At 59.7% G+C, this 25,164-nt stretch carries 21 protein-coding genes; 10 read left to right on the plus strand and 11 right to left on the minus strand.

Annotated elements, in window-relative coordinates; genetic code table 11:
- Positions 1 to 174: 174 nt before the first annotated feature.
- Positions 175 to 1,197 carry a ketol-acid reductoisomerase gene (ilvC, locus tag RGAI101_RS00510; RefSeq protein WP_037226976.1) on the minus strand — a complete coding sequence of 341 codons (1,023 nt, stop codon included), beginning with the start codon at positions 1,195 to 1,197 and terminating at the stop codon, positions 175 to 177.
- Between the two features lie 135 nt (positions 1,198 to 1,332).
- On the opposite strand from ilvC, the gene RGAI101_RS00515 reads away from it, so the two are divergent.
- The 3 genes from RGAI101_RS00515 to RGAI101_RS00525 are packed head-to-tail and all read left to right on the plus strand — an operon-like array spanning position 1,333 to position 3,423.
- Entirely contained in the window at positions 1,333 to 1,788 is a 456-nt protein-coding gene (locus RGAI101_RS00515) for an Lrp/AsnC family transcriptional regulator (RefSeq protein WP_037226978.1), read from the plus strand.
- Positions 1,785 to 2,246, plus strand: coding sequence for an Lrp/AsnC family transcriptional regulator (locus RGAI101_RS00520; RefSeq protein ID WP_008229417.1), 462 nt, complete (start codon positions 1,785 to 1,787; stop codon positions 2,244 to 2,246). The genes RGAI101_RS00515 and RGAI101_RS00520 overlap by 4 nt, the downstream gene beginning before the upstream one ends.
- A gap of 49 nt (positions 2,247 to 2,295) precedes the next feature.
- Complete coding sequence (locus RGAI101_RS00525) at positions 2,296 to 3,423, plus strand: aminotransferase class V-fold PLP-dependent enzyme (RefSeq protein ID WP_037226980.1); 1,128 nt, start codon at positions 2,296 to 2,298, stop codon at positions 3,421 to 3,423.
- Positions 3,424 to 3,446: 23 nt separating this feature from the next.
- Here the strand turns inward: RGAI101_RS00525 and RGAI101_RS00530 are convergent, their stop codons facing one another.
- Complete coding sequence (locus tag RGAI101_RS00530; RefSeq protein WP_008226251.1) at positions 3,447 to 4,649, minus strand: UbiH/UbiF family hydroxylase; 1,203 nt, start codon at positions 4,647 to 4,649, stop codon at positions 3,447 to 3,449.
- Between the two features lie 9 nt (positions 4,650 to 4,658).
- Positions 4,659 to 5,306 (minus strand): pyrimidine 5'-nucleotidase, encoded by a 648-nt coding sequence (locus RGAI101_RS00535; RefSeq protein ID WP_037226986.1) that lies wholly within the window; start codon positions 5,304 to 5,306, stop codon positions 4,659 to 4,661.
- Between the two features lie 99 nt (positions 5,307 to 5,405).
- Here RGAI101_RS00535 and RGAI101_RS00540 point away from each other — a divergent pair, with 99 nt between their 5' ends.
- Positions 5,406 to 6,059, plus strand: a complete 654-nt coding sequence (locus RGAI101_RS00540) for a GntR family transcriptional regulator (RefSeq protein ID WP_037228826.1) — start codon at positions 5,406 to 5,408, stop codon at positions 6,057 to 6,059.
- 5 nt (positions 6,060 to 6,064) lie between these two features.
- On the opposite strand, the gene RGAI101_RS00545 is transcribed toward RGAI101_RS00540, so the two are convergent.
- Positions 6,065 to 7,957, minus strand: coding sequence for a glycosyltransferase family 2 protein (locus tag RGAI101_RS00545; protein WP_037226989.1), 1,893 nt, complete (start codon positions 7,955 to 7,957; stop codon positions 6,065 to 6,067).
- Positions 7,958 to 8,051: 94 nt separating this feature from the next.
- Positions 8,052 to 9,212 (minus strand): glutamine-hydrolyzing carbamoyl-phosphate synthase small subunit, encoded by a 1,161-nt coding sequence (gene carA, locus RGAI101_RS00550; protein WP_008228551.1) that lies wholly within the window; start codon positions 9,210 to 9,212, stop codon positions 8,052 to 8,054.
- 196 nt (positions 9,213 to 9,408) lie between these two features.
- On the opposite strand from carA, the gene RGAI101_RS00555 reads away from it, so the two are divergent.
- Positions 9,409 to 9,867: a GatB/YqeY domain-containing protein gene (locus RGAI101_RS00555; RefSeq protein ID WP_008228203.1), complete on the plus strand. Its 459-nt coding sequence runs from the start codon at positions 9,409 to 9,411 to the stop codon at positions 9,865 to 9,867.
- Positions 9,868 to 9,870: 3 nt separating this feature from the next.
- Here the strand turns inward: RGAI101_RS00555 and RGAI101_RS00560 are convergent, their stop codons facing one another.
- From RGAI101_RS00560 to RGAI101_RS00570, 3 genes are all read right to left on the minus strand, one after another.
- Positions 9,871 to 10,353 (minus strand): DUF2244 domain-containing protein, encoded by a 483-nt coding sequence (locus RGAI101_RS00560; RefSeq protein WP_008226999.1) that lies wholly within the window; start codon positions 10,351 to 10,353, stop codon positions 9,871 to 9,873.
- Positions 10,354 to 10,448: 95 nt separating this feature from the next.
- The gene (locus RGAI101_RS00565; protein ID WP_008227983.1) at positions 10,449 to 13,889 is read right to left on the minus strand and encodes a pyruvate carboxylase; all 3,441 of its coding nucleotides are present in this window, start codon (positions 13,887 to 13,889) and stop codon (positions 10,449 to 10,451) included.
- 105 nt (positions 13,890 to 13,994) lie between these two features.
- A complete protein-coding gene (locus tag RGAI101_RS00570; protein ID WP_008228677.1) occupies positions 13,995 to 15,179 on the minus strand; it encodes an alpha-hydroxy acid oxidase in 1,185 nt (394 codons plus the stop codon).
- A gap of 218 nt (positions 15,180 to 15,397) precedes the next feature.
- On the opposite strand from RGAI101_RS00570, the gene RGAI101_RS00575 reads away from it, so the two are divergent.
- Positions 15,398 to 17,818, plus strand: a complete 2,421-nt coding sequence (locus tag RGAI101_RS00575; RefSeq protein ID WP_008229439.1) for an ATP-dependent helicase — start codon at positions 15,398 to 15,400, stop codon at positions 17,816 to 17,818.
- A 147-nt stretch (positions 17,819 to 17,965) separates the two neighbouring features.
- Here the strand turns inward: RGAI101_RS00575 and RGAI101_RS00580 are convergent, their stop codons facing one another.
- Together RGAI101_RS00580 and RGAI101_RS00585 are read right to left on the minus strand one after the other, a co-directional pair.
- Positions 17,966 to 18,505: a hypothetical protein gene (locus tag RGAI101_RS00580; protein WP_008227225.1), complete on the minus strand. Its 540-nt coding sequence runs from the start codon at positions 18,503 to 18,505 to the stop codon at positions 17,966 to 17,968.
- A 302-nt stretch (positions 18,506 to 18,807) separates the two neighbouring features.
- A complete protein-coding gene (locus tag RGAI101_RS00585; RefSeq protein ID WP_008228148.1) occupies positions 18,808 to 19,020 on the minus strand; it encodes a DUF1127 domain-containing protein in 213 nt (70 codons plus the stop codon).
- Positions 19,021 to 19,479: 459 nt separating this feature from the next.
- On the opposite strand from RGAI101_RS00585, the gene RGAI101_RS00590 reads away from it, so the two are divergent.
- Complete coding sequence (locus tag RGAI101_RS00590; protein ID WP_008226491.1) at positions 19,480 to 20,550, plus strand: Mrp/NBP35 family ATP-binding protein; 1,071 nt, start codon at positions 19,480 to 19,482, stop codon at positions 20,548 to 20,550.
- A 118-nt stretch (positions 20,551 to 20,668) separates the two neighbouring features.
- On the opposite strand, the gene RGAI101_RS00595 is transcribed toward RGAI101_RS00590, so the two are convergent.
- Positions 20,669 to 22,312, minus strand: coding sequence for a BCCT family transporter (locus RGAI101_RS00595; protein ID WP_037226993.1), 1,644 nt, complete (start codon positions 22,310 to 22,312; stop codon positions 20,669 to 20,671).
- An 878-nt stretch (positions 22,313 to 23,190) separates the two neighbouring features.
- Here RGAI101_RS00595 and mraZ point away from each other — a divergent pair.
- From mraZ to ftsL, 3 genes are read left to right on the plus strand one after another with little or no spacing between them, the layout of a single operon-like run.
- The gene (gene mraZ / locus RGAI101_RS00600) at positions 23,191 to 23,694 is read left to right on the plus strand and encodes a division/cell wall cluster transcriptional repressor MraZ (RefSeq protein WP_083791986.1); all 504 of its coding nucleotides are present in this window, start codon (positions 23,191 to 23,193) and stop codon (positions 23,692 to 23,694) included.
- A gap of 5 nt (positions 23,695 to 23,699) precedes the next feature.
- Positions 23,700 to 24,692 (plus strand): 16S rRNA (cytosine(1402)-N(4))-methyltransferase RsmH, encoded by a 993-nt coding sequence (rsmH, locus tag RGAI101_RS00605; RefSeq protein WP_008226791.1) that lies wholly within the window; start codon positions 23,700 to 23,702, stop codon positions 24,690 to 24,692.
- Positions 24,689 to 25,042: a cell division protein FtsL gene (ftsL, locus tag RGAI101_RS00610; RefSeq protein WP_037226996.1), complete on the plus strand. Its 354-nt coding sequence runs from the start codon at positions 24,689 to 24,691 to the stop codon at positions 25,040 to 25,042. The genes rsmH and ftsL overlap by 4 nt, the downstream gene beginning before the upstream one ends.
- The last annotated feature ends 122 nt before the right edge of the window (positions 25,043 to 25,164 follow it).

Here is a 25,164-nt window from a genome sequence, read left to right on the forward strand (position 1 = left end):
GGTGCCGCGGTTGCGTCGTGAGGCGGACACCAGATCAATGAGTGCATGGGTGATTTGAAGTAGCTGCAGTCACCATATGCGAAAGCTGGAGACGGGAAAGCCGGCGATGGGGTATCTGAAAGATGAGACATCGAAAGGAAGAGGCCCGGGAACATGCCCCGGGCCTTTCGTTGTTTAGTTCTTGGCTTTGTCGACCATCTTGCCTGCGGAAATCCACGGCATCATGCCGCGCAGCTTCTCGCCGACCTGTTCGATCTGGTGTTCGTCGTTGATGCGACGGGTTGCTTTGAACGAAGGCTGACCGACTGCGTTTTCCAGCATGAAGTCACGCACGAATTTACCGTTCTGGATGTCCGTGAGGACGTCCTTCATGCGGGCTTTGGTTTCGGCGTAGGGCAGGATGCGCGGGCCGGAAACATATTCGCCATATTCGGCAGTGTTCGAGATCGAGTAGTTCATGTTGGCGATGCCGCCTTCATAGATCAGGTCCACGATCAGCTTGGTTTCGTGCAGGCATTCGAAATAGGCCATTTCAGGCTCGTAGCCTGCTTCAACCAATGTTTCAAAACCCATGCGGATCAGTTCGACGATACCGCCACACAGAACGGCCTGTTCGCCGAACAGATCGGTTTCGCATTCTTCACGGAAGTTGGTTTCGATGATGCCGGAGCGACCGCCACCGATGGCCGAGCAGTAGGACAGGCCGATTTCCAGCGCTTTGCCGGAGGCGTCCTTGTCAACGGCCACGAGGCAAGGCACGCCGCCGCCTTTGAGGTATTCGCCGCGGACGGTGTGACCGGGGCCTTTGGGGGCCATCATGATCACGTCAACGCCGGGCTTGGGTTCAATCAGGCCGAAGTGCACGTTCAGGCCGTGCGCGAAAGCGATGGCAGCACCTTCACGGATGTTGTCGTGGACGTATTTCTTGTAGGTGTCGGCCTGCAGTTCGTCGGGCATGGTGAACATGATCAGGTCAGCCCATGCGGCGGCTTCGGCGATGCCCATGGTCTTGAGGCCTTCGCCTTCGGCCTTGGCGATCGAAGGAGAGCCTTCGCGCAGCGCGACGACGAGGTTCTTCGCACCGGAGTCACGCAGGTTCAGGGCGTGGGCGTGGCCTTGGGAGCCGTAGCCGAGGATGGCGACTTTTTTGTCCTTGATCAGGTTCACGTCGCAGTCACGGTCATAGTAAACGCGCATTGGGGCGTCCTTTCGGGTTCGTTGAAATCTATGTGCGTTATAACCGATGCGGTGGCCGATGCCATTGTCGGAATTTGAGTTTATTTGGCAAAATGAAGATGATAATGCGTCGATTGTCAAAAATATGGAAAAATCATGCTTGATGATATGGATCGGCGCATTTTGCGCCATTGGCAGGCGGATGCTGGGCTGAGCCCCGGCGACCTGGCTGAGTTGACCGGGAGCAGTCCCGGCAAGGTCGCGCGGCGCATCGTGCGGATGCAGGAGGCGGGGATTGTCGAGGGCGTTGGCATGGTCGTGGATTGGGCCGCGCTTGGCTATACGGTCGAGGTGTCGCTGCGGATCACGTTGGACAAGACCCAAGGAAATGCTTTCGACAGGTTTCTGGAGGCTGCGCGCAAAGTCGAGGAAGTGATTGAAGTACAGACGTTTTTAGGGCGCGTCGATGTGCGCTTGTCGATCATTGCGCGTGACATGGGCCATTATCAGGCGATCTATCGCGGCAAGATTCTGACCCTGCCGCATATCGCCGACATCGAGGCGTTGATGCATGTGGCGCGGATCAAGTCGGACGAGGCGTTGCCGCTATGATTGCCTTGGACGAGATCGACCATCATCTGATCCGGTCGCTTGCGCGGGATGCGACGCAAAGTGCCGGCGCTTTGGGGCGGCATCTGGGCTTGTCGCAACCCGCGACCTGGCGGCGGATCCGGAGGCTGGAGGAAGCGGGCATCTTGCGGGGCAAACGGTTGCGGCTGAACCGCGAGGCGTTGGGGTTTGGCGTGACCGTGTTTCTGGGCGTCAAGCTGGCCACCAAGGGGCGCGTCAGCCTTGAGGATTTTGAGCGTGCGGTCAGCGCCATCCCCGAAGTGCAGACGGTCGAGCATGTGTTGGGCCTTTATGATTATCGCTTGCGGGTCGTGGCGCGGGATCTGGCGGATTTTGAACGGGTGTTGCGGCGGCGGATCATGACGCTTCCGGGGGCCGGTGCTGTGGAGGCCAATGTCCTGTTGAGCGAGGAGCGGTTGCCCGGTCCATTGGGCCTATGACTTTGTACGGTGGGGCGCTATGTTCGCCCCAAAGAAAAAGGATATCCCCATGCCAGCATTGCTAGACACAGTAGACCCGCAAGGGCTCGAGGAATTTTCGGTGGTGTTCACCGACCGGTCGCTGAACCACATGTCCGCCGCGTTCCAAGGCGTGATGAAGGACATCAGCGCCCTGCTTAAAGAGGTGTATCACGCCGACGCGGTGGCGATCGTGCCGGGGGGCGGTACCTTCGGGATGGAGGCTGTGGCCCGTCAATTCGCCCGCAACGCGGATGTGCTGGTTGTGCGCAACGGCTGGTTTTCTTACCGCTGGAGCCAGATCATCGAGAGCGGCGATCTGACCGGCAGCGCGACGGTGCTCAAGGCGCGCACGACGGGCAACAGTACGCCAGCCCCCTTTGCGCCTTGCCCGATCGAAGAGGTCGTCGACACCATCCGCAGCCAGAAACCGCAGGTTGTTTTCGCGCCTCATGTGGAGACAAGCGCCGGGGTGATCCTGCCCGATGATTACATCAAGCTGATGGCCGAAGCCGCCCACGAGGTTGGCGCGCTGATGGTGCTGGATTGCATTGCATCGGGGTGTGCCTGGGTCGACATGCGCGCGCTTGGTGTCGATGTGCTGATCTCGGCACCGCAAAAGGGCTGGAGCGCGTCGCCGTCTGCGGGCCTTGTGATGATGTCTGAGCGCGCCGTGGCGCAGTTGGCTGAAACGACGTCGGACAGCTTTTCTCTTGATCTGGGCAAGTGGTACAGCATCATGCAGGCCTATGAAAACGGTGGTCATGCCTATCATTCGACCATGCCCACGGATGCGCTGCGCGGGTTCCGTGACGCGATGAAGGAAACCAAGGCCTATGGTTTTGCCCGGCTGAAAGAGGCGCAGTGGCGTCTGGGTGACGGGGTGCGCAAGATGCTGGCGGATCAGGGCGTGGTGTCGGTTGCTGCCGAAGGTTACGGCGCGCCCGGTGTCGTCGTCAGCTATACGTCTGATCCGTTGGTGCAAAACGGTAAGGCGTTCGCTGCCGAGGGGATGCAGATTGCCGCCGGCGTGCCGCTGATGTGCGATGAGCCGGATGATTTCAAGACATTCCGTTTGGGTCTGTTCGGCTTGGACAAGCTGTACGACGTCGACGGAACGCTGGCGCGCTTGGCGCGTGTGGTTGATAAGGTCCTGTAGTTTCAGGATGTTGCGGCAGGGTTTTAACCTTGCCGCATACCCAGACCCATCCCCATCAACATCTTGCGCACGGGTGCCAACGCGTAAAGCGCGTTCAGACCTGACGCACGGGCATCGCGGGCGATTGGCGTGGTCGCCTGGCTGGCACGGTTGAGCAGATCAATCCCGCGCACCCGCAGCATGATGTCGCCGTAGCGCGCCTTGTGATAGGCATCCAGCATCTTCTGGCTGCCAATCTCGTCAGGATTGCGTTGCGCCAGCTCAAGCAGGGTGGCCACGTCTTGCAACGACATGTTCAGACCCTGCGCGCCGATAGGGGGTATCACATGGGCGGCCTCGGCGATCAGGGCGATCCGTTCACCGGACAGCCGCGCGGCGTGCTGGGTGATGATCGGCCAGACATTGCGCGCGGTGACCAAGGTTAGCGGGCCGAACAGATGGCAACTGCGGGTCGATGCTTCGTCGGAAAACGACTTTGCGTCCAGTGCCATGCGGCGCGTACAGGCGGCTGCGTCATCCATCCAGACAACGGCAGAGCAAGGCATGCCATCGCGGTCGGGCAGGGGCACCAGCGTGAACGGCCCCCCGGTCCGGTGGATTTCAGTCGATACGTTCTCGTGGGGCACGGGATGGGTGGCGGCAAAGACGATGGCCTTTTGCCCATAACCCGATTTGGTCACGCCAATGCCCGCCGCCTTGCGCATCGGGCTCTCGCGGCCATCGGCGGCAATGACCAGGGGCGTCGTGATCCGGCTGCCGTCGCTCAGGGTCACGCGGGCCTGTGCTGTGCGGGTGAACAAGGATGTGGTGCCGGTGCCGGGGCGAAAATCGACCGTCGGCAGATCGGCCAGTCGGTCGATCAATGCGCGGCGCAGCAGCCAGTTTGGAAAATTCCAGCCAAACGGCTGGTCCGAAATTTCGGCTGCATTGAATTCCCGGGTCACGCGGGGGGCAGGCTCGGCACCGCCCGCATCTACGATTCTCATGACTTGCAGGGGGGCGGCGTGGTCTTGAAGGTGGCTCCAGATGCCTGCGGCCTCAAGCACGCGGCGCGCGGGTTGCAACATCGCGGTCGACCGCAAGTCGGCACCTGCTGCTTCGCCATCGGTGATGGGCGGGGTGGGGTCAACGCAGATCACCTTGAACCCCGCGCTGCCAAAGGCGGCCGCTGCAGTCAGTCCGGCAATCCCGCCGCCCGAGATGAGAATATCGCAATCCATGGTCATACCCGTCAATTAGCCCGTGATCCGCCCAAGGAAATGGCTCAGGTCATCGGTGTGGAAATGTATGTGATCGGCGGCCTTAGGTTCGGGGGCGACATGCACCGTTCCCATCCCCATCGCGTGCGGGGCGGCAAGGTTGCGGGGGTCATCCTCGAACATCACGGCCTTCGTGGTGTCCAGCCGGTCCGTGGCAAAGACCTGTTCAAAGGCGCGACGTTCGGGCTTGGGCAGAAAACCGGCATGTTCGACGCCGTAGATCGCATCGAAAAGCCCGTCCAACCCGCGCGCCTTGGCCACGCGTTCGGCATAGGGTGCGGTGCCGTTGGTATAGATGATCCGCCTGCCGGGCAGCGCCTTGATCCGTGCGGCCAGAACGGGGTCGGGGGTCAGCACATCCATGGATATGTCATGCACATCATGCAGGTATGGTCCGGGATCCAGATCATGTTCGCGCATCAGCCCCGCAAGGGTCGTGCCATAGGTGTGCCAATAGTGTTTGCGCAGGTAATCGGCGCGGGCCCGGTCGACCTTGAGCGCGTCCATCACCCAACGGATCATGCGGACCTCGATCTGGTCGAACAGCCGTGCAGAGGGCGGGTAAAGCGTGTGATCAAGGTCGAAGACCCAGGTGTTCACATGTGAGAAAGCGATATGAGGCATGGACCAAAGCTAAGCCCCTGCTGCCATTTGCGCAAGATCACGGGCTTGCGCAAATGGCCGCGGGGTCTAAGGTGTGCGAACCCTGACGAAAGTGACCTGATGACTGCGCCCCGCCCCGGACCGACCGATGCCTATTCGATGATTCTGGATGCCATTGACGTGGGCATCTACCGTCCGGGAAGCCGTCTGGTGGAAAGTGAGCTTGCCGAACGCTTTGGGGTTTCGCGCACGCCCATCCGCGAGGCGTTGCAACGCCTCGAGACGCAATCCTTGCTGGCGCGCGACGGGCGCAGCCTGATCGTGGCGTCGCTGGATCACAACCAGATGGCCGAACTTTACGTGGTGCGCGGAGAGTTGGAGGGTCTGGCCGCACGGTTGGCCGCCCGCCACGCCACCGCCGAAGAGGTCCGCGTGCTGCGCGAGATGGTCGAGGATGACAATGCCCTGCGCGATAACCCGGGCGCTTTGGCACGGGCGAACCGGCGGTTTCACAAGCAAATCCATCTGGCATCGCATAACCGTTATCTGGTGCAGCAGCTGGATCTGGTACACCGGTCGATGGCGTTGATGGCGACATCATCCTTGGCGGTCGAAGGACGCGGGGCCATCGCGCAGCTAGAGCATGACAAGATCGTCCAGATGATCGAACAGCGCAACGAGGATGGCGCGGACGAGGCGCTGCGAACCCACATCTCGGTCGCGTTCATGACCCGCCTCAAGCAAGAAGCCGCGCGGCGCGAAGAAGAAGGCTGATGCCGTCAGCCTGGTGTCGCCGGTTTGCGCGATTGTGTCGTGACGCCATGTTGGGTCTTGTCCCAGTAAAACGGTGAGACGACGAATTCATACAAGGCTTTGTAGGCTGCGAATGTCCCCAGAATGAAATACAGTGGCAGAGTCACCACCCAAGGCAACAGATGCCGGTGCTCCGCCCTTGAGGCGGCCTTGATCGCGATTGAGATGTTGAGAACTTCGGCGAAGACGAAAAAGTAGAAAAGCCAGCCAAGGACCGTTGTGCCCAAGGTAATCTCGACCGGGTGGGAAAACCCGAAAAGCGTCAGGCAAAAAGACCAAAGCAGCGGCGCGCAGATGAATTGGTTGAAGGTCGCGAGAAACAGCGTCTGGATGCCCAAAAAACGCGCGAGCCCGACCTCCCTCAGCAGCTGGGCCGGCTTGCGCATGTGGACGCACCACGTGATCAGGAACCCCTTGAGCCAGCGCGAGCGTTGCTTGACCCAAGGCCAGGGCCGGAAATTGGCTTCTTCATAGGTAACGGTCGGCAACAGATCGGTCTTGAAGCCGTGACGCGCGAGGCGCACGCCCAGATCCGCGTCTTCGGTTACGTTATGGGCGTCCCAGCCGCACAAATCCTCAAGCACATCGCGGCGGAAAAAGAGGGTCGTACCGCCAAGCGGAATGATCAGCCCCAACCGAGCGATGCCGGGCAGTAAAACCCGCCACCACGCGGCGTATTCGATGGTAAAGCAGCGCGAAATCCAGTTGGTGCGGGCGTTGTAATAATCCAGAACCCCTTGCACACAGGCGACATTCCGGGGCGCATGGGCAAAATGCTGAACGATGCGGTCAATCTGGTCCACTTCGGGTGCGTCTTCGGCATCCCACACGGCGATTATGCTGCCGTTGCAAAAATCGAGCGCATAATTCAACGCGCGCGGCTTGGTGCGCAACCGGTTGGCCTGCGGCACTTCGATCACGTCAAACCACGATGGCAGTGTGGTGCGCGCAATGGTTTCACGGGTCATGTCGTCGCCTTCCTCGAGCACCAAGACGATCTGAAGCAAGGATTTGGGGTAGGTCAGCCGGGTCAGGCGGGCAATCAGGGCGGTTGCGATCTCCTTCTCGTGCAGCAGCGGCACCAGAACCGACACGCGAGGCAATTGGAACTTTTCCTTGGTCGCCAGTGCCGAAGGGGCTGGATCGTCGCATAGAAACAGCCGCGCAAAGAAGGCAAGACTCCGCAGGGACACGGTCAGCAGGCTGGTGCAAAGCGCCCACAGAATAATGAGCGTAAAAGTCCAGGCAGGTTGCAGGATGATCAGCGTCGACAAGAGCGAACATACCCCAAGGGCCCAGGCCCGCCGGTCGGGGCGATCCACCCGCCATGTGCGACAGCTTTCGATGGGAGGGACGCGGGTGGCGGCGCGTTGCGCCAACTCTGCGCCATAAACCTCTGATATGCTTTGCTTTATCTGTCGTTCGTCGGCGATGACGGGCAGAAAGCTCATCCCGCTGGCGGCAAGGTCCTGATTGATCTGGATAAACTGGTCCGGCGCGCTGGTCGCAACCAGAACGATGTTGCCCAGTGACCGCCAAGGGACGATTCCATAGCGCAAACAATCCAGCGCCGAGATGTGTTTTGCCATCGTGGGGTTGGGGGGATCTGCAGCCAGATCAACCAGTTGCAGGTGGTGCTGGGTGGCCAGCGCCTGCGAGACCTGCACCGGCGTGATCAGCCCCTGCGAGACGAGAATTTCGCCCAAGGGCACTTTGATCGACTGCTGGTGTTCCAGCGCGAGTACCAGATCAGCCTGATCAATTAGCTGCGCATTTACCAGGATCCGGCCCAATGGAACACGCGCGCCAGCTGGTTCTGCCAGCTCGGGCGACGTGTAATTTAGGCCTAGATCGTTCATCCCTCGAATCCTCACCGCATGGATCGCGATGAGGATGGGGGCCGGACGTTAAGCGTCGGTTAACAGATTATAAACAGGCGGGGCGGCTTGGTCTTCAGGCCGCCCGTTCCGCCATCGCTGCGGCGAAACGTTCAAACAGGTAAAAGCTGTCTTGCGGACCCGGGCTAGCTTCGGGGTGGTGCTGCACAGACCAAACGGGCCGTCCTTCCATGCGGATGCCGCAGTTGGACCCGTCAAACAAGGATTGGTGGGTTTCAACCACACCTTTCGGCAGCGTCTGCGCATCAACAGCAAACCCGTGGTTCATCGACGTGATCTCGACCTTGCCGGTGTCCATATCCTTGACGGGGTGGTTTGCACCGTGGTGGCCGTGGCTCATCTTGACAGTATTGCCGCCAAGGGCGCGGGCCAGCATCTGGTGGCCAAGGCAGATACCGAAGATCGGCAATTGCGTGTTTTCGATGATGCTCTTGATCATCGGCACGGCATATACGCCCGTCGCCGCCGGATCTCCGGGGCCGTTGGACAAAAACACGCCGTCAGGTTCATGCGCCATCACATCCTCATATGTGGCCGAGGCGGGCAGCACTGTCACATCGCAACCTACCGACGCCAAGCAGCGCAGGATATTGCGTTTCGCGCCGTAATCGATGGCCACAACTTTGTGCGGTGCATTTTCCTGGGTGGCATAGCCTTCAGGCCAGGCCCACCGCATTTCATTCCAGCGATAGGATTGGGCGCAGGTGACCTCCTTGGCCAGATCCATGCCCTCAAGCCCGGCAAACCCGCGTGCGGCGGCGACCAGTGCTTCGATATCAAAGTTGCCATCGGGGTCATGGGCAAGGGCCGCATGGGGTGCGCCCTGGTGACGGATCGCGCGGGTCAGGCGGCGCGTGTCGATACCACCAATGGCGATGCGCCCGCGGGCGGCCAGCCACTCCGACAGATGTTGCGTCGACCGCCAGTTGCTGGGGTCCGTCGGCATCCATTTGACCACCATGCCCGCGGCGACGGGATCACCGGTTTCATCATCTTCGGGGTTAGTGCCGGTGTTGCCGATATGGGGGAAGGTAAAGGTCACGATCTGGCCCGCATAGGATGGATCGGTCATGATTTCCTGATAGCCGGTCATCGCTGTGTTAAAGCACAATTCGGCGACGGTCTGCCCCGTGGCACCGAACCCCATGCCGTAAAAAAGCGATCCGTCCGCAAGTGCAAGGCAGGCGGTCGGGCGGGAATGTGCTGGCGCAGTCATGGGGGGCCTCCGGGCGGCAGATGTATGGGGCTAAACGGGGGCAACCTAAAGCCGGCGCAGCACGGGGTCAAGAGTGTGTGGAAAATGATATTTCCATTGAATTCAGTGCCTTAGCTGCGCGTGTAGCCATTGCCTGTCGGCGTGAAAGTGGTTATGTTCGCCCGCTTAACAGCTGATGGTTCAAAGGACGATGGCAATGGACTTGCGTACACGCATCACGGACGCCCTGAAACAGGCAATGAAAGACAAGGCCGCGCAGCGTCTGTCGACCTTGCGCCTGATCAATGCGGCGATCAAAGACAAGGACATCGCCGTGCGCATGGACGACGGGGATACCGGCGTGGGTGATCCGGAAGTCCTGGCGATTCTGGGCAAGATGGCAAAGCAGCGGATGGAATCAGTGCGCGCCTACGAAGAGGGCGGGCGCATTGATCTGGCCGATCGTGAACGAGAAGAAATCCAGGTCATCGAAGAATTCCTGCCGCGTCAACTGTCCGACGCAGAAGCCGCCAAGGCCGTTGATGATGCCATCGCAGAAGTCGGGGCGACGTCGATCCGGGACATGGGCAAGGTGATCGGTCTGCTGAAAGGCAAATATACTGGTCAGATGGATTTCGGTGCCGTCGGTCCCAAGGTCAAAGACCGCCTGAGCTAAGCCTTATCGCAAAAGCGACCGGTTGAGCTCGTCAAAAAGCGCGATGCGTTCCTCTTCGCTGAGGAATTTGCCGATCTCGACCTCGCGGCCCTTGCCGCGCAATGTGACGTAATGCGGCACGGGCCCGTCCTTTTCGTATTTCGTCACGACCGTCCAGTAGCGGTTGCAATCCCATTCCATGACATCGCCCTTGGGGGTGGTGTGGATCAGGTGCACCGTGTCGTCGGTAAGGGTGAACACCTCTTCGATCTGGCGGGCCTTGTGGTTGCCTTGCAGGGCGAAATACACGCCCCCCACGGCGGCAAGCATGAATGGCAGCAGCCCCCAAAGCAGCGGCGTGCCCAACAAGGGCAACGTGGGGATCAGGATCAGCGTGAAGGTGGTCAGGATAAACGCGGCAAATCCCTTTGGCGGCAAGGATTGATGCGGCCAAAGGTGCAGTTCCTGCGTCGCCGCAGTGGGGGCGGTTTTCCATTCATAGGGCATTGGTCTGGGCGTCCGATTGGAATCTAGTCACCCCTCCAAGATAGCGTGTGCGTCGGGCCAGACAATGCGACAGATCGCGTCCGGCCCTGATATCTTTATTCCAGCTCTACCAGCAAATCCTTGGCGTCAATCTGGCCGCCGGGGCTGACATGCACCGCTTTGACGACTGCGTCACGCTCCGCATGGATGCCGGTTTCCATCTTCATCGCCTCGATGGTCAGCAGCAGATCGCCCGCCTTGACATGTTGGCCCACGACAGCCCCGACCGATGCGACGACCCCCGGCATCGGCGCGCCGATGTGGTTGGCATTGCCGTTTTCGGCCTTGGGACGCTTGGCCGATGTTGCTTTGACCAGACGGTTGGGGACCCGCACGACACGGGGCTGGCCGTTCAGTTCAAAGAACACTTTGACATCGCCGTCTTCGTTGGTTTCGCTTAGCGCTTGCAAACGGATTTCGAGAGTCTTGCCGGGGTCGATTTCACCGGTGATTTCCTCGCCCGGTTCCATGCCGTAAAAGAACGTGCGCGTCGGCAGCACACGAACGGGGCCATAGATGCGATGCCGCCCTTTGTAATCAAGGAAAACCTTGGGGTACATCAGGTAGCCTGACAGATCGTCGTCCTCGACTTCGGCCCCCTCAAGCTGGGCTTTCAGCTCGGCGCGGGTTGCCTCGAGATCCGTGGGCGGCAGATGTGCACCGGGGCGTTCCGTATTGGGTTGTTCCCCCTTGAGCACCTTCTTGACGATGCCCGCAGGGAACCCGCCCGGAGGTTGGCCCAGATTGCCGCGCATCATGTCGATGACAGAGTCAGGAAAGGACATTTCCGCCTCGGGGTCTTCGACCTGCGCGCGGGTCAAGCCCTGAGACACCATCATCAGCGCCATATCCCCGACGACTTTTGACGAAGGCGTGACCTTGACGATATCGCCGAACATCTGGTTGACGTCGGCATAGGTCTTGGCAACCTCGGGCCAGCGGTCGTCCAGCCCCATTGACGCGGCCTGCGCCTTGAGGTTGGTGAACTGGCCGCCGGGCATTTCGTGCAGATATACCTCCGAGGAGGGGGCCTGCATGCCGGTCTCGAAGGCGGCGTATTCGCCGCGGACTTCTTCCCAGTAGTTTGATATTTCGCGCACGGCGTCCATCGACAGGCCGGTGTCGCGGTCAGTGTGTTTCAGCGCCTCGACGACGGACCCCAATGTGGCTTGCGAGGTGTTGCCCGACAGGGCGTCCATCGCGCAATCCACGGCATCGACGCCGGCCTCGGAAGCGGCCATGATGGTGGCAATCGCAACACCGGCGGTGTCATGGGTGTGGAAGTGGATCGGCAACCCGACCTCGGATTTCAGCGCCTTGATCAACACCTTGGCCGCGTTGGGTTTCAGAAGTCCGGCCATATCCTTCAGACCAAGGACATGCGCGCCAGCCGCTTTCAGCTCCTTACCCATCGCCACATAATATTTAAGATCATATTTCGCGCGATCCGGGTCAAAGATATCGCCGGTGTAGCAAATGGTGCCTTCACAAATCTTGCCGTTATCAATCACGGCGTCCATCGCCACGCGCATGTTTTCAACCCAGTTCAGGCTGTCGAACACGCGGAACACGTCCACGCCTTCGGTGGCGGCGACGCGCACGAATTCCTGCACCACGTTGTCGGGGTAATTGGTATAGCCAACCCCGTTCGACCCGCGCAGCAACATCTGCGTCATCACGTTCGGGATCGCGGCGCGCAGGTCACGCAGGCGTTGCCACGGGCATTCCTGCAAGAAACGGTATGCCACATCAAAGGTCGCGCCGCCCCAGCATTCCATCGAGAAAAGCGTGGGCAGGTTGGCGGCATAGGCCGGGGCGACCTTGATCATGTCATGGCTGCGCATCCGCGTGGCGAGCAGGGATTGGTGCCCGTCGCGCATGGTGGTGTCGGTGATCAGAAGCTGGCGTTGCTGGCCCATCCAGTCGGCGACCGCTTGCGGGCCCTTTTGTTCCAGCAGGTTGCGGGTGCCCATCTGCGGCTCGGCCCGTGCCGCGGGGGGCATGGGGGCACGCACGGTGACGGCAGGACGTTCAAACCCCTTGGTTTCGGGATGCCCGTTCACGGTGATGTCGGCGATGTAGGTCAGCACCTTGGTGGCGCGGTCGCGGCGTTTCTTGAAGGTGAACAGTTCGGGCGTCTGGTCTATGAATTTGGTATGGTAGGTGTTGTTCAGGAACGTCGGGTGCTTGAGCAGGTTTTCCACAAAGGCGATGTTGGTCGATACGCCGCGAATGCGGAATTCGCGCAACGCGCGGTCCATCCGGGCAATCGCGGCCTGCGGGGTCTGCGCCTTGGCGGTGACCTTGACCAGCAGGCTGTCGTAATAGCGCGTGATCACGCCGCCGGAATAGGCGGTGCCGCCGTCCAGACGGATGCCCATGCCGGTCGCTTCGCGGAAGGCGGTGATGCGGCCGTAATCGGGGATGAAGTTGTTTTGCGGGTCTTCGGTCGTGATCCGGGTTTGGAGCGCGTGACCGTTCAACTGCACATCTGCCTGGCTGGCCTTGCCGGTTGCTTCGGCAATCGACTTTCCCTCGGCAATCAGGATTTGCGCCTGCACGATGTCGATGCCGGTGACTTCTTCGGTAACGGTATGTTCGACCTGTACGCGGGGGTTCACTTCGATGAAGTAGAACTTGTCGTCAGCCATATCCATCAGGAATTCGACAGTGCCCGCGCATTCATAGTTCACGTGGGCGCAGATCTTGCGGCCCAGTTCGCAGATCTCGGCCCGTTGTGCTTCGGTCAGATAGGGGGCGGGGGCGCGTTCAACGACCTTCTGGTTGCGGCGCTGGACCGAACAGTCACGTTCGAACAGATGGTAGATTTCGCCGTGCTTGTCGCCCAAAATCTGGACCTCGACATGGCGCGCCTTGAGGATCATCTTTTCCAGATAGCCTTCGCCGTTGCCAAAGGCGGCTTCGGCCTCGCGGCGGCCCTCGAGTACCTTTTCCTCAAGCTCTTTTTCCGATTCAATCGGCCGCATCCCGCGACCGCCGCCGCCCCAGGACGCCTTGAGCATCAGGGGATAGCCGACCTCGGCCGCCTGTTTGCGCACCAGATCCATGTCGTCGCCCAGGACTTCGGTGGCGGGGATCACGGGGACGCCCGCCTCGACCGCGACGCGGCGCGCGCTGGCCTTGTCACCCAAGGCGCGCATGGTCTCGGCGCGGGGGCCGATGAAAGTGATGCCGTTTTGTTCGCATGCGTCCACGAAATCGGGGTTTTCGGACAGCAGGCCGTAGCCGGGGTGGATCGCGTCGGCCCCGCTTGCCTTTGCGACGCGGATGATTTCATCAATGCTCAGATAGGCTGCGACCGGGCCCAGACCCGCGCCGATGCGGTACGCCTCATCCGCCTTGAAGCGGTGCAGGCCGAGTTTGTCTTCCTCGGCAAAGACGGCGACTGTTTTCTTTCCCATCTCGTTGGCCGCGCGCATGATGCGGATGGCGATTTCACCGCGGTTGGCGATCAGGATTTTTTTGAAGTCGGTCATTTTCGGTCTCACTGTCTGTCAGAGTGGTCGCGTATTTCAGGCGTTAACCATGTCGCTGCGTCGCAGCATGGTGGGGATGTTCTTGCGGTGATGCAAGTAGAACTTTTATCCCTCCGGGGGGGATTTTTTTCCATTTGGAAAGGCAGGGAACGCGTTCAGAGGCAGCGTGGGCGGCAGGTCGCGCAGGGTTCTTGCGCCCAGTTGGCCCATGTTGGCGGTCAGGTCCTTGGCAAGAATATCGATCAGGTGGTCGATGCCTTTCGGGCCAAGTGCTGCGAGGGCGAGGTGGAACGCCTGGCCCAGCATGACAAAATCCGCACCAAGGGCCAAGGCGCGCAGGATATCGATCCCGTTTTCAATGCCGCTGTCGAAAATGACCGGCAGGCCGGTGGCGGCGCGGATGCCGGGCAGCATGTCTATGGTGGCAGGGGCCGCATCGAATTGCCGGCCCGCGTGGTTCGAAACCCAGATCGCATCTGCCCCGATCTGTTCCAGCTGCGTTGCGTCATCTGGGCGCAGCACCCCTTTGATCAGGAAAGGGCCATCCCATGCGTCGCGCAACCATTTTACATAGTCCCAATCCGGCGATGTGCGCAAAAGATACCCGACATGGGCGGTGGACGACAGCCCCTTGGCGGTGGTGTCCTTGTACTTGTCCAGCATGCGCATGTTGGGCATGCCCCGGCGCGCCATGCCCATTGCCCACGCGGGCCTGCGCGCCACCTGCGCCATCAGGCGCGGGGTCAGGCGTGGCGGGTTGGTCAGCCCCGAGCGTGTCAGACGCTCGCGGCGGCTGGCGACTGGCACATCTACGGTGAGGATCAGCCCCTTGAACCCTGCACCCCTGGCGCGGTTAAGCATATCGGTGCGGATTTCAGGGTCGCGGGGCGGGTAAAGCTGAAACCATGCGTTTTCGCCCAAGTGGGGGGAGAGGTCCTCGGGGTTTTGGCTGGCGACGGTGGACAAGCTGTAGGGCAGGCCGACGCGCGCGGCCGTGCGGGCCAGATGAGCCTCGGCGTCAGGCCAGATCAGGCCCGACATGCCGACGGGGGCGATGCCGAAGGGCAGAGGAAACCGATGGCCGAACAGTTCGGTCGAGAGATCAGGCACGAATTCACCGTGCAGGATCGACGGCATGAAGCCGATCCGGTCCAGGGCCGCACGGTTCAGGCGTTTGGTCGCGGCCCCTCCGGTTGCGCTGTCCAGATAATCCCAGACGAATTTCGGCAAGCGCTGTTTCGCGCGCTGGCGAAGATCTGAGAGGGCGGGGTAGCGTGCGTGCAAATCCATATGCGCATTTGGTCAGGCACCCTTGGCATTGTCCAGCATCAGCTTGTCCGATTTGAGCAAAAGCGCGTCGTAACCCGGCACATTCTTGCCCGAACCGTGTCCCTTTCAAGGGTGGCACCAGAATTCAGGGGATTCGACCGTATTTTTGCGCCTTGGGGCTTGGAACATTTTAAGAACGTCCCTTTCATTCGGGGCTTGTGCGGGCTAGATTGTGTTCCATGAATGATTTTGACGAAATGGACGCCTTTGAGGGCGCATCTTTATCGGCACGTGCGATGGCTGCGCGGCCTCAGCCATATCTGGACGGGTTGAACCCTGCGCAGCGCGCCGCGGTTGAGCAGATGGACGGGCCCGTGCTGATGCTCGCCGGGGCCGGCACCGGCAAGACCAAGGCGCTGACTGCGCGCATTGTGCACTTGATGAACACAGGCCGCGCGCGTCCGAACGAGATTCTGGCGGTGACCTTTACCAACAAGGCCGCGCGCGAGATGAAAAACCGTGTCGGCGGAATGCTGGGGCAAAGCATCGAAGGCATGCCGTGGCTGGGCACATTCCACGCGATCTGCGTCAAGCTGTTGCGTCGGCACGCAGAACTGGTCGGGCTGAAATCGAACTTTACGATTCTTGATACGGACGACCAGCTCCGCCTGCTTAAACAGTTGATCAAGGCCGAGGGGATTGACGACAAACGCTGGCCCGCTCGGATGTTGGCGGGCATCATCGACGGCTGGAAAAACCGAGCGCTGACACCGGACAAGCTGCCAAGCGCTGATGCGGGTCATTATAACCACCGTGGACCCGAGATTTACAAACAGTACCAAGCGCGCCTGAAAGAGCTGAACGCCTGCGATTTCGGCGATCTGCTGTTGCATATGGTCACGATTTTCCAAACCCACGATGATCTGCTGAAACAGTATCAGCGCTGGTTCAAGTTCATCCTTGTGGATGAATACCAGGACACCAACGTCGCACAATATTTGTGGCTTCGGTTGCTGGCGTCAGGGCACAAGAACATCTGTTGCGTGGGCGATGACGACCAGTCGATCTATGGCTGGCGTGGGGCCGAAGTGGGCAATATCCTGCGTTTTGAAACAGATTTTCCCGGATCCCATGTGGTGCGCCTGGAACAGAATTACCGGTCCACGCCGCATATTCTGGCCGCCGCATCGGGCGTGATTGCAGGCAACCAGGGACGTTTGGGCAAGACGCTCTGGACTGAAGCGCGAGAGGGCGAGAAGGTCCGGCTGATCGGCCATTGGGATGGCGAGGAAGAAGCCCGCTGGATCGGGGACGAGATCGAATCGATGCAGCGCGGCACCCGCGATCTGCCGAAATTTTCCTTGGATGACATGGCGATCCTTGTCCGTGCCTCGCACCAGATGCGCGCGTTCGAGGACCGGTTTCTGACTATCGGTCTGCCCTACCGCGTGATTGGCGGGCCGCGATTCTACGAGCGGCTCGAGATCAGGGATGCGATGGCCTATTTCCGGGTCGTGACATCGCCCGACGATGATCTAGCCTTTGAGCGGATCGTGAACACGCCCAAACGCGGGTTGGGCGACAAGGCGCAGCAGAATATACAGAAAACCGCCCGAGAGAATGGCGTGAACCTTGTCGAGGGCGCGCGGATTTTGCTGGCCAATGGCGGGATCGGTGGCAAGGGCGCGGCGCAACTGCGGCTGTTGATCGACGGGATCGAACGCTGGGGGCAGATGATGCGCGGGCCACGTCTGAGGGTCGAGATTGATGATGACAGCGTGATTGACGACAGTGCGCCAACCACGCGCTATGAATATGGCCCGCCCGAGCTTTCGCATGTGGAACTCGCACAGATCATTCTGGATGAAAGCGGCTATACGGGCCACTGGCAGAATGACAAGACGCCCGAGGCTCCGGGGCGGCTCGAGAACCTCAAGGAATTGGTCAAGGCCTTGGAACAGTTCGAGAATCTGCAAGGGTTTCTGGAACATGTCAGCCTGATCATGGACAATGAAAGCGATGAGGGCGGGGCAAAAGTGTCAATCATGACGCTGCACGCCGCCAAAGGTCTGGAATTTCCGACCGTGTTCCTGCCGGGCTGGGAAGATGGGCTGTTTCCGTCGCAACGTAGCATGGACGAATCGGGGCTAAAGGGCCTCGAGGAAGAGCGCCGTCTGGCATATGTGGGAATCACCCGCGCCGAGCAGATTTGCACCATTTCATTCGCTGCGAACAGGCGGGTGTTCGGGCAATGGCAAAACGCGATGCCGTCGCGGTTTATCGATGAATTGCCCGAGGGTCATGTGGACGTACTGACCCCGCCCGGCCTTTTCGGCGGAAGTTTTGGCGCTGCGATGCCGAAATCAAACCTGCACGAGAAAGCCGCCGAGGCAAATGTCTACAATTCTCCCGGTTGGCGGCGTCTGCAATCGCGCAGCAATGATCGGGGCATGGGGCAACCGTCCGAGGCCCGCAATATGACCATCGACATGACTGCCGTCAGCAGCTTTACGATGGGCGAAAGGGTGTTTCATCAGAAATTTGGCTACGGCGACGTGATCGGAATCGAAGGTGACAAGCTTGAGGTCGCCTTTGAGAAGGCCGGTACCAAAAAGGTGGTTTCCCGATTCTTGACGGGGTCGGACGACGTCCCGTTCTAGGTCAGGGGGGCCGCATTTTACCGCGCAGCCCTTAACCCAGCACGCACTTCGATGTCGCCTGATCTCGGGAAAAACACGGCAGCCAAACATCACTACAGCAAATTAAGAGGCGTAGTGGTCTGCGGATGGTGTGGAGCACCTAAATCGTCAATCAATGACTCCCGCGCCGGTGAACCCGCATTCCTCGGCCATCTTCAGGTATGCCGCTGTGAAACCATCAAGGAATACATACATAAACACCTCGCCGTTAACGACCACATCAAACTGACCGTTCTTGCGCATTGCCCGAAGAACCCATTGGCTTTGGGGATGGTCAAAGGCGATTTCAGCATTGGCGAAACCTTCATCATCGACAAAGCCCTCGACCACGCCGTCCATCACATCCTCGTCGTCGAAACGGATGTAAACGGGTTGCCCGTCTTGCAGCACGGTTTGGTGATGGCGGATAGCCTGTTCGCGGATCAAAACGACGGGAAAGTAATCTGGCGGTCCAGCATCGCCATTGCTCATGGAACTCACCGCGCTTGGCGCTCCGTCGCCCCCGGTCACAGCGCTGCAGGTGCGGCGCAGATCCTCGCCGGTATCAATTTCCTGCACGGTGACGCGCCAAGATCCGTATTCCCAGTATCCATCGGCCCACGCCGACCCCGCTGACAAAGCCAGCAGGCAAAATATGATCAGCCGCAAACAAAATACTCCTCAGACATGGTACGTTCAATCTGACCGTAACATGTTGACATAACCTTGAGGCGCTGTGGAGTTTTTATGATGCCGGTCATTAGAAATACCAATGATGCCAGCCCCCGAACAAAAGAACGGCGGTGCTTTGGGAGGAAAGCACCGCCGTCTTTTTCGACGTCTCCAATCCAATCGGGAGGAAAGGGGAAGGAGACGTTTATGAAAGCCGCAGGTTTCAGGGAGGAGGAGGAAACCTATGGCCTTCTACAGACACACAACAGGGAGGGTGCGTGTGCCCGATCTCAATTCATTTAGGCAGCGTTGCGGCCTGTTTCCAGTGCAATGCCGCGGATTTGTGACCGGCCGATGCCAAGGTCGTTCAATTCGCGTGTGGACAGTGCGCTGAGCTCGTTGAAGGTGGCGCGGTAAACGCGGCGCTGTGTGCGGCGTGTCGCGATGGCCGACAGCAAAGCGTTGAAGCGGTCTGCGATCGAAGGGGCGTTGGTTACGTTTACATATGCCATTTCAGCACCTCGTTTAATTTCGTCTGCGTTCTTGTTGTGATCAATATGTAGGAAAATGCTGCGCCTGCACAATAGACATGTCAGCAATGCTGCTATGCAGCAAATGCATGGGCCAAGTTGACGTAACGTCTTAAATATATTGGACAAAAAAATGGCGATGACACCAGGGAGGAGGAGGGTGCCATCGCCTAAAACAGAAACATCCGGGAGGAGGATGGATGCGCCTGGTCTTTCTGTTGGAAGCGACTTGCGCTTTCCTGAAACCTTTCTGACCTATTTGCTGCATGTGCACAATTCCCTAGTTTTGCATTGCTGCCATGCAGCGCAAACATATGGGATTTGGCTAATAATTAGGCGGAAAATCTGCGCCTTGACCGATCTGTGGGCGAAGTTTTGACCTCCACTTGTGGTTTTCGCGAAAACTGCCATGTCAAAGCGCATATCAAGAAGGAATAGAGTATGCCGATCACCAAAGCCGACGTCCAAGCCGCCCTTGATCGGGTGCTGTTGCCGGATGGGAAATCCATCCTTGCCCATGATTTGATTCGAGCGCTAACAATTGACGGTGAAACAGTGCGCTTCGTGATCGAAGCCCCAAACGCGCAGGTGGCGGCACAGATGGCCCCGCTGCGAGACGCGGCCGAGCAGGTGGTCAAGGCATTGGAAGGTGTCACAACGGTGACTGTCGCGCTGACTGCGCATGGCCCCGCCCCGAAACCTGCGGCCCCCAGCCTCAAGATCGGCGGCCACCCCAAGCCCCAGGACGGGCCGACCAAGCCCAAAGGTGTGCAGCGCATCCTTGCCATCGGATCGGGCAAGGGTGGCGTGGGCAAATCAACGGTCAGCTCGAACCTTGCGGTGGCGCTGGCGCGCGCAGGGCGCAAGGTCGGTCTGCTGGATGCCGATATCTACGGCCCCAGTCAGCCGCGCATGATGGGGGTCAACAAACGCCCTGCATCCCCTGACGGCAAGACGATCATTCCGCTGAAGGCCCATGGCGTCACGATGATGTCGATCGGCTTCATGATGGAGGAAGGCAAGGCCGTTGTCTGGCGCGGTCCGATGTTGATGGGCGCGCTGCAACAGATGTTGGGGCAGGTGGAGTGGGGGGAACTGGACGTGCTGCTGGTCGATCTGCCGCCGGGCACGGGCGACGTGCAATTGACGCTTTGTACCAAGTCCGAACTGTCGGGGGCCATTGTCGTGTCCACACCGCAGGACGTTGCGTTGATTGATGCGCGCAAGGCGCTGGATATGTTCAACACGCTTAAAACGCCCGTGCTGGGCTTGATCGAAAACATGTCCATGTTCGTTTGCCCCGACTGCGGGTCGGAGCATCAGATATTCGGCCACGGCGGGGTTGCCGCCGAGGCGGAGAAAATCGGTGTGCCATTGTTGGGCAGCCTGCCGATTGATCTGGACACCCGGCTGGCCGGCGATGGCGGCACGCCGATCGCGGCGGGCGATGGGCCGATGGCGCAGGCCTATGCGCGCATCGCCGAAGGGTTGATCAAAGGTGGCATGGCATAAGCGCCAGCCGCCTGCAGTACCGCCACCATGATCTGCGATAACTTAGGTCTCTAAACGCAATGCGCCCCGCGGAAGAAAACCCGCGGGGCGCATTTTTAGTTAGGCCGTGTCAGGCGCTTCAGGTGTTTGCCCGCTCCGCAAGCAACCCCTTGAAGACGGCATAACACATCACCAAAAGCACGATGGTGAAGGGCAATCCGGTCGAGATGACCATCGATTGCAGCGATTTAAGCCCACCTGCGGACAGCAGGAGAACGATCGCCACGGCACCTTCGAAGACGCACCAGAACACGCGCTGCGGGGCAGGCGCATCGACCTTGCCGCCCGCCGTGATCGTGTCGATGACCAGCGAACCGGAATCCGACGAGGTCACGAAGAACACGATGACCAGCACGATGCCGATCAGCGACGTGATGCCAGCCAAAGGCAAGCCGTTCAGCATTGCGAACAGCTGACGCGGCAATTCGGCTTCTTGCGCTGCGGTATAGCCGTCTTGCACGACTTGCTGGATCGCCACGCCACCAAAGACGCTCATCCACAGGACGCAGACAAGGCTGGGGATCAGCAGAACGCAGGTGATGAACTCACGCACGGTGCGGCCCCGGCTGACGCGGGCAATGAACATACCGACGAAAGGTGACCAGCTGATCCACCACGCCCAGTAAAACGACGTCCAGCCCTGGCTGAAGTTAACGTCTTCGCGTCCGACCGGATTTGAAAGCGCGGGCAGGTATTCAAGATAGGCCAGCAGCGATGATCCGAATGTCGTCAGGATAATCAACGTCGGGCCGACCAGAAGCACAAAGATCAACAGCAGGAACGCCAGACCCATGTTGAGTTCCGACAAGATCTTAACGCCGCCATCAAGGCCGCGCAGCACGGATACCAAGGCGACTGCCGTGATCCCTGTGATCAGCAAGACCTGCGTTGTCTCGCTTAGCGGTACGCCGAACAGTTCGTTCAGACCCGCATTTGCCTGACTGGCACCAAAGCCGAGCGATGTCGCCAGGCCGAAAAGTGTCGCAAACACCGCAAGAATGTCGATGACGTGACCGGGCCAGCCCCAGACGCGTTCCCCGAGGATCGGGTAGAATGCGGACCGGATCGTAAGTGGCAGGCCTTTGTTATAGCTGAACAGTGCCAGCGACAGGCCGACGACAGCGTAGATCGCCCAAGGGTGCAGGCCCCAGTGAAAGATCGTTGCCGCCATGCCCAGCCGGATCGCCTCGGCCTGATCGCCCGCTGCTGCACCCAAAGGTGCCCAATCGGTGCGCAACCCGTCTTCGCCAACCGCAGCACCACCAAGGGAGCTTGAGAAATGCGAAAGCGGTTCCGAGACGCCATAGAACATCAGGCCGATGCCCATACCGGCGGCAAACAGCATCGAAAACCAGCCAAGGTAATTGTAGTCGGCCTTTGCTTCAGCCCCGCCCAGCCGGACATTCCCGAGCGGCGTGACGATCAGCAACAGGCAAAAGATGACAAAGATATTGGCGGCCCCGATGAAGAACCAGTCAAACCCCGTGGTGACGGAGGAAAACAGCCAGCTGAAAATTGCGCCGGATTGTTCAGGCAGCGCCAGCGTGTAGAAAACGAACGCAACGATGCTGATCCCTGAAATCTGGAAGACCGGATTGTGGATATCGAAACCGAACGGTCCAAGCTGGCCTTCTTTATTGTCTTGTCCGATGGTGTAATCGGTATCGATCACATCAGACGCGCCATCCGGGGTCGGTACCCCAGGCGCCGAAACATCTGTCATAAACTGTCCTCTTCTTTTTATATGTAGGCACAAGTGTAGTCCCATTGGCCCAAGAAGCAAACCAACCTGTCTGATTGCGCTCGCCTTTTGGTGGCTTGAAAGGTGTCAGCGGTGCTTTGGGTTGTGCGCGGCCAGAACCTGCCGATGCGGACAGAAGGGGCAGGTGGCCGGTTTGCATGTATTTGGCCGGCGCGATGGCACCAGTTGCCCCGTTTACGGGATTTCGTGGGACGCGGCATGGGAAACCATGGGCCGGGCCGGGCCGGGTTGAGCCAAAATTCGCCAAATCCGAATCACTTTTTGATCGTTCCCCTTGATTTTTGTTGAACATGGCAGCGGATTTGTGGAACAAGGCGCGAACATGGGTTGTGGATAAGTCGGTGGGCAGAATTTTATGGGAAATCGTGGGAAAAATGCGACGCCAAATTCGACCACTATATGTTGTGCTGAGGGGCGTAATTTTTCCACGATAGGCTAAAAATGGCCTAGAAATTAACTCAACATCTGGGTCTGTGTCCCTGTGTAAAACAATATACAGTATTATTTCGCAAAGAAATTTGTGGACGCCCATGAATTCCCGTGGCATCCCTAGTGCATCGGATGAGAACGAGACACGGGGCACCAAACGACCCCAACGACCAAATAAAACTCTAGCAGGTTCATACAGGCACCTCGCTTTCATCAGACCAAGAGATCCGGCGCGCGAGCGAGCAGACATCCCCCCAGGTGGCGCGTGCAGTCGGACTTCCCCGCAAAGCGGGACAAGCGGCGGGTTGATCAGTGGCAGCAGATCAACCCGCCGTTTTTACATCAAACGTCGGGCACCACCGGGGACATGAATTTCAGGCGCGATATGCGTCACAGGCAGGGACAGACACGTGAGCCGCAGGTTCAGAGGCGAAAGCCAACACAAGGTCGATGCGAAGGGGCGGGTGTCTATCCCAGCCTCTTTTCGTCGTGTGTTGGAAGCCGGTGATCCGAATTGGCAGAACGGCGGCACGCCCGAACTGGTCATCGTCTATGGCGACAGCCGCCGCAGCTTTCTTGAATGCTATACCATGCAGGCGATCGAAGAGGTCGACGACAAGATCGACGCGCTGCCGCGTGGGTCAATGGAACGCAAGATGCTGCAACGGTTGTTCCACGGTCAGTCCTTTCCCACATCCGTCGATGAAACAGGCCGTCTTGTGCTGCCCGCCAAGCTGCGCAACAAGATTGATCTGGAAGGCGAGGCATTCTTTATCGCTGCCGGTGATACGTTCCAGATCTGGAAGCCCGAAACCTATGAGACCGAGGAAAAAGCCCGCGAAGAGGAATGGCTGGATGACTTGCCAGAAGACTTCGATCCGATGGCATTCCTGGACGGCAAGCCGGGGGCATAAGCGAAATGACCGCTGCCTCTGACACCCCCTCAGCCCCTCATACACCGGTCCTGTTGCGCCCCCTGTTGGCGGCCGTCGCACCGGTTTACGGGCGCTGGCTGGACGGGACATTTGGCGCGGGCGGCTATACCCGCGGGCTGCTGGACGCCGGGGCCGATCAGGTGATCGCCGTCGACCGCGACCCGCTGGCCTTCGAGATGGCAGCAAGCTGGGCGGGTGAATACGGTGACAGGCTCATCATGCAGCAAGGCGTATTCTCCAGGATGGACGAATATGCGCAGAACCTTGACGGGGTCGTCCTTGATCTGGGCGTATCGTCGATGCAGCTTGATCTGGCCGAACGCGGATTTTCCTTCATGCGCGACGGGCCTTTGGACATGCGGATGAGCCAGGAAGGCCCGTCAGCCGCCGATATCGTCAACGAGGCCGAAGAAGAAATCATCGCCAACATTTTGTTCCAATTCGGGGAAGAACGCGCCAGCCGGCGCATCGCCAAGGCAATCGTGCGTCAGCGCGAAGAGGCCCCGATCACAACCACGTTGGAGCTTGCGCGGCTTGTGGAAAGCTGCTTGCCCCGTTCCAAGCCCGGACAGTCGCATCCTGCCACCCGCAGCTTTCAGGCGCTGCGCATCGCGGTGAACAACGAATATGGCGAACTGTTCGAGGGGCTGATGGCCGCTGAACGCGCGCTGAAACCGGGCGGGCAACTGGCCGTCGTGACCTTTCATTCGGTCGAGGATCGCATGGTCAAACGGTTCCTTACCGCGCGGGCGGGTGCCGGGGGCAATGCCAACCGCTTTGCGCCCGAAATGGAAAGCGAACCACCGCAATTCATCGTCAAGAAGCGCAAGGCCATCGGGCCCGACGCGCAGGAACTCGAAGAAAACCCGCGCAGCCGGTCCGCCAAGCTGCGCGTTGCAATCCGCACCGATGCCCCCGCAGGCGCAGTGGACGCGAAATCCATCGGAATGCCGATGGTCAAAGGATTCATCTCATGAGAGCCGTGCTTTACATCCTTACAACCCTGTCGGTCATCGGTCTGGCCTTTTGGGCCTACCGCGAAAATTACGCCACCCAGCAAGCGCTTAGCGATACCGACGACCTGCGCGCGGAAATCCGCATTGCCCACAGCCGTCTGGCCGTCTTGCGCGCCGAATGGGCTTATCTGAATCGTCCTGACCGCCTGCGGGATCTGGCCGAGCTGAACTTTGAACGCCTTGGCCTGCTGCCCTTGCTGCCCGATCAGTTCGGACAGATCGATCAGGTCACCTTTCCACCGCTGCCCGATCTGCCGCTGTTCGAAATCACCGACGGCGTAGACGTATCCACGATGGAGGCCCCGGAATGATCCGCACCCCGCTGCGCCCGCTGGCCCGTATCCTCGAAGCCCGCCAGAAAGGCGAAAACCCCGACGCGATTGAACGCGAGAACACCCGTATCCCGGCACGAACAGATGCGCGATTCCGCACG

Origin of the sequence: Roseobacter sp. GAI101 (genome assembly GCF_000156335.1) — a bacterium.
Taxonomy (GTDB): domain Bacteria; phylum Pseudomonadota; class Alphaproteobacteria; order Rhodobacterales; family Rhodobacteraceae; genus Sulfitobacter.

Coding starts and splice junctions, on each gene's coding strand:
- RGAI101_RS00565 (WP_008227983.1), bottom strand. CDS start 13,889: ATGACCGACTTCAAAAAAATCCTGATCGCCAACCGCGGTGAAATCGCC.
- RGAI101_RS00570 (WP_008228677.1), bottom strand. CDS start 15,179: ATGGATTTGCACGCACGCTACCCCGCCCTCTCAGATCTTCGCCAGCGC.
- RGAI101_RS00520 (WP_008229417.1), top strand. CDS start 1,785: ATGATTGCCTTGGACGAGATCGACCATCATCTGATCCGGTCGCTTGCG.
- RGAI101_RS00535 (WP_037226986.1), bottom strand. CDS start 5,306: ATGCCTCATATCGCTTTCTCACATGTGAACACCTGGGTCTTCGACCTT.
- RGAI101_RS00525 (WP_037226980.1), top strand. CDS start 2,296: ATGCCAGCATTGCTAGACACAGTAGACCCGCAAGGGCTCGAGGAATTT.
- RGAI101_RS00540 (WP_037228826.1), top strand. CDS start 5,406: ATGACTGCGCCCCGCCCCGGACCGACCGATGCCTATTCGATGATTCTG.
- RGAI101_RS00590 (WP_008226491.1), top strand. CDS start 19,480: ATGCCGATCACCAAAGCCGACGTCCAAGCCGCCCTTGATCGGGTGCTG.
- carA (WP_008228551.1), bottom strand. CDS start 9,212: ATGACTGCGCCAGCACATTCCCGCCCGACCGCCTGCCTTGCACTTGCG.
- RGAI101_RS00530 (WP_008226251.1), bottom strand. CDS start 4,649: ATGACCATGGATTGCGATATTCTCATCTCGGGCGGCGGGATTGCCGGA.
- ilvC (WP_037226976.1), bottom strand. CDS start 1,197: ATGCGCGTTTACTATGACCGTGACTGCGACGTGAACCTGATCAAGGAC.
- RGAI101_RS00585 (WP_008228148.1), bottom strand. CDS start 19,020: ATGGCATATGTAAACGTAACCAACGCCCCTTCGATCGCAGACCGCTTC.
- RGAI101_RS00575 (WP_008229439.1), top strand. CDS start 15,398: ATGAATGATTTTGACGAAATGGACGCCTTTGAGGGCGCATCTTTATCG.
- RGAI101_RS00560 (WP_008226999.1), bottom strand. CDS start 10,353: ATGCCCTATGAATGGAAAACCGCCCCCACTGCGGCGACGCAGGAACTG.
- rsmH (WP_008226791.1), top strand. CDS start 23,700: ATGACCGCTGCCTCTGACACCCCCTCAGCCCCTCATACACCGGTCCTG.
- RGAI101_RS00515 (WP_037226978.1), top strand. CDS start 1,333: ATGCTTGATGATATGGATCGGCGCATTTTGCGCCATTGGCAGGCGGAT.
- RGAI101_RS00545 (WP_037226989.1), bottom strand. CDS start 7,957: ATGAACGATCTAGGCCTAAATTACACGTCGCCCGAGCTGGCAGAACCA.
- ftsL (WP_037226996.1), top strand. CDS start 24,689: ATGAGAGCCGTGCTTTACATCCTTACAACCCTGTCGGTCATCGGTCTG.
- RGAI101_RS00595 (WP_037226993.1), bottom strand. CDS start 22,312: ATGACAGATGTTTCGGCGCCTGGGGTACCGACCCCGGATGGCGCGTCT.
- RGAI101_RS00555 (WP_008228203.1), top strand. CDS start 9,409: ATGGACTTGCGTACACGCATCACGGACGCCCTGAAACAGGCAATGAAA.